3 protein-coding genes are annotated in these 3780 nt (G+C 55.9%); all 3 read left to right on the top strand.

From position 1 onward, the window contains the following. Window positions 1-1164: restriction endonuclease subunit S (locus tag M7R55_RS06885; protein ID WP_298219680.1), on the top strand; the 1164-nt coding region annotated here is incomplete at its 5' end. After that, on the top strand, window positions 1161-1700 hold the full coding sequence (locus M7R55_RS06880) for a hypothetical protein (protein WP_298219678.1): 540 nt from the start codon (window positions 1161-1163) through the stop codon (window positions 1698-1700). The genes M7R55_RS06885 and M7R55_RS06880, both read left to right, overlap by 4 nt. Beyond that, a partial coding sequence (locus M7R55_RS06875) for a type I restriction endonuclease (RefSeq protein ID WP_298219676.1) occupies window positions 1697-3780 on the top strand: 2084 nt, incomplete at its 3' end. The genes M7R55_RS06880 and M7R55_RS06875, both read left to right, overlap by 4 nt.

Below are 3780 nucleotides of genomic sequence, written 5' to 3'. Positions count from 1 at the left end.
TACAAACCCTACCCGGCCTACAAGGATTCGGGCGTCGAGTGGATTGGGCGGGTGCCGGAGCATTGGGGTGTGAAGGCATTCAAGCGCCTTGCATCTATACGCAACGGCCAAGACTACAAGGACGTTGCGGATCCCGGTGGGGCCTACCCCGTTATTGGGTCAGGCGGTGAATTCGCCCGCGCCTCGTCCTTTATGTTTGACGGTGAATCAGTACTGCTTGGACGCAAGGGGACAATCGACAAGCCTCTATATATCAATGGTCCTTTCTGGACTGTTGATACGATGTTCTACACAACCATTGCTAACGACGCCTTCCCTCGATTCGTTTACTACAGCGCCCTGACCATCCCTTTCGGCCTATATTCAACGAATACCGCACTACCAAGCATGACGGGAGAAGATATCTCCTCCCATGTCATTGCAGCGCCAGAATTCGTTGAACAGAAGGCTATTGCGCGTGTGCTCGACCGCGAAACCTCCCGCATCGATGCCCTGATCACCAAGAAAACCCGCTTCATCGAACTGCTCAAGGAAAAGATCGTCGCGCTGGCTTCCCAGCCCGCCGATTCGCCGAATCTCAAGTGGGTTCGGCTTTCGCATGTCTGCGAGGTGATTTCACGGCCAGTGCTCCAGAAAGCTGGCAGCAGCTACACAAAACTTGGGCTGTTCAATAGAGGGCGTGGAATTTTCAAGCGAGACGAAACCGATACCGAAGATATGGGCGACTCGGAGTTTTTTTGGGTTCAGCCGGGCGACTTGGTTATTAGTGGGCAATTCGCATGGGAAGGGGCAGTAGCTTTGGCAAATGAAAATCATGCCGGATGCGTTGTTTCTCATCGCTTCCCTGTGATCAGAGGGAGAAAAAATGGGGTCCTTACTGAATATCTACTTGCCTATTTCTGGACTATTCACGGTGATTTTGTGCTGAACGACTGCTCTCGCGGATCCGCTGGACGCAATCGTCCCCTGAACATGAACCTTTTGCTTGGATGGAAGATTCCGGTCCCGTCAATGCAGATTCAACGTGAGGTTGCGCGGCTCGTTCAACTGGAAAGGCAAATCGGGGAGCGGGTAAACAAGAGCATTGCTCTCCTAAGAGAGCGTCGCTCCACATTCATCACCGCCGCCGTGACCGGTCAGATCGACCTTCGGGACGAAGCGTGAAACCGCTCGACGACATCTTCACACCTGACATCGCATCGCTTGATGTCAGAATCGGCCCTCTAGTCTTTGGCAAATCGGAAGACAGCTACGAACATGCCGCGCTTGCCGATCTTCATCGCACCCTTTCGACGATGAATTGCATCGAGAATGTTCCTGCCCACGTTCGGCAAAACGTCGAGTTAGCCAAGAATCTGCTCCTCTACAGCACCTACGTTTTTGATTTCACCACTGCCGCCGTCCACTACGCACAGATTGGCTTGGAGGCGTCGCTGAGGCGCGCATTGGACAAGAACGAAGAGTGCCGAGACAACCTCGACACGATGCTGAAAGAGGCAGTGTCACGGAGACTGCTGGCAGGTTTGGATCATGAATTCATCGTCATGCCGGGCTTCGTCAGCGGCTCAAGAAATGGATTTGCGCACGGGAAAGAAGGCCGGGAAGTTCTCAACCAGGCTCTTGCCATTCCATTTGTGGAAATGATTTTGAGCGCTATCAATACGCTGTTCTCAGGCCACCCTTCGAAGGAACCGGCATGACCGACACCGCACACCAAGAAAAGCACTTCGAGAACTACATCGTCGGCAAGCTGCAAAGCCAAGGCTGGCAGATCGGAAACACGCTTCAATACGACACCGAGCGGGCGCTGTACCCGGACGATCTCATTGGCTGGCTGGAAGTCACCCAGCCAGAAAAATGGGCGAAGCTCCAAAAGGACAACGGCGAGCGTGCCCGCGAGGTGCTAATGGATCGCCTGGCCAAGTCGCTGGAGCAGCACGGCACCATGCAGGTCATCCGTAACGGCTTTTCCATCGCGGGCTGCGGTCACATTGACCTCACTGAAGCGGCTCCGGAAGACAAGCGCAACGAAACCGTGCTCAAGCGTTACACCGCCAATATCCTGCGCGTGGTGCCGCAGCTCGAATACCACCCATCCCGCAAGCTGGCGATTGACCTGGTGCTGTTCATCAACGGCATTCCGGTCGCCACCGTGGAATTGAAGACCGACTTCACCCAGTCCGCCGAAGCCGCGATGGAGCAGTACAAGAACGACCGGCTGCCGTATGACCCAAAGACCAAACGCCGCGAACCACTGCTGACATTCAAGCGCGGTGCCGTGGTCCATTTCGCCATGTCCGATTCGGACATTCAGATGGCGACCAAGCTCGATGGCGAGAACACGACCTTCCTGCCGTTCAACCAGGGCAATGAAGGCCACGCAGGCAACCCGGTACGCAAGGACAAGGAATATCCGGTTGCCTACTTTTGGGAGTCGGTCTGTCAGCGCGATGCCTGGCTGCGCATTTTCCACAGCTTCGTCTTTGTGGAAAAGAAGGATGTCGTCGACCTGAAAGGCAACTGGTCGAAGAAGGAAACCCTGATCTTCCCGCGCTACCACCAGTGGTCAGCGGTCAATGCCATGATTGCCGATGCCCGCGCCAACGGTCCCGGCATGCAATACCTGGCCGATCACAGCGCCGGTTCCGGCAAGACCAGCACCATTTCATGGACGGCCCACGATCTGGTCAAGCTGCGTCGGGACAACGGCGATGCCATCTTCAACAGCGTGATCATCGTAACCGACCGGAACGTGCTGGATAGCCAGCTTCAGGATGCGGTCAAGCAGATCGATCATCAGTTTGGGGTGATCGCCGCCATTGACCGGCAGAAGTCCTCCAAGTCGAAGAGCAAACAACTGGCGGAAGCCCTGCTGGCGGGCACGCCCATCATCGTCGTCACCATTCAGACCTTCCCCTACGCGATGGAAGCCATTGTTACCGACAAGGAGCTGAAGGGTAAGAGCTTTGCCGTGATCATCGATGAGGCGCATGCTTCGCAGACAGGGTCGACCGCTGCCAAGCTCCAGACGGCGCTTGCCATGAGCGGTAACGGCAAGATGTCCACGCTGACGGTGGAAGAACTGCTGGAGGAGCTTCAGAAATCACGGGTACGCCCGAAGAACATTAGCTACTTTGCTTTCACGGGTACGCCGAAGCACTCCACCCTCATGCTGTTTGGTCGCCCGGCCGATCCGTCGCGTCCGGCATCGAAATCCAACTTGCCGCAGCCTTTCCACCGGTATCCCATGCGTCAGGCCATCGAAGAGGGCTTCATCCTCGACGTGTTGCGCGGCTATGTACCCTACAAAACAGCCTTCAACCTCGCCAAGCAAGTGGGCGATATCAAGCGCGTCAGCGGCAAACAGGCCAAACGGGCGCTGGCCCAATGGATGTCCCTGCATCCCACCAATGTCACACAGAAAGTGCAGTTCATCATTGAGCACTTTCACAAGAATGTGGAATTCCTGCTCGATGGCAAGGCCAAAGCTATGGTGGTCACCAGTTCGCGGGCGGCGGCCGTGCGTTACAAGAAGGGCTTTGACCGCTACATCGAGAAGCACCCCGAATATGCCGCCATTCGTTCCCTGGTGGCTTTCTCTGGAAAGCTGACCGGCAAGCAAGTGATCCACTCCGACGACGAACGCATCGCTGGAGAAGTCTTCATGGTGGATGAAGACGAAGAATTCACCGAGATCACCATGAACCCGGAAGTGGCCGGGCAGGATTTGCGGCTGGCCTTTGAGCGCCCTGAATACCGGGTCATGCTGGTCGCCGACAA

Origin of the sequence: Halothiobacillus sp., from assembly GCF_027346185.1 — a bacterium.
In the GTDB taxonomy this organism is placed as follows: Bacteria; Pseudomonadota; Gammaproteobacteria; order Halothiobacillales; family Halothiobacillaceae; genus Halothiobacillus.
The sequence above is the reverse complement of the archived record's forward strand: the minus strand, read 5'-3'. Positions and strand labels throughout refer to the sequence as shown.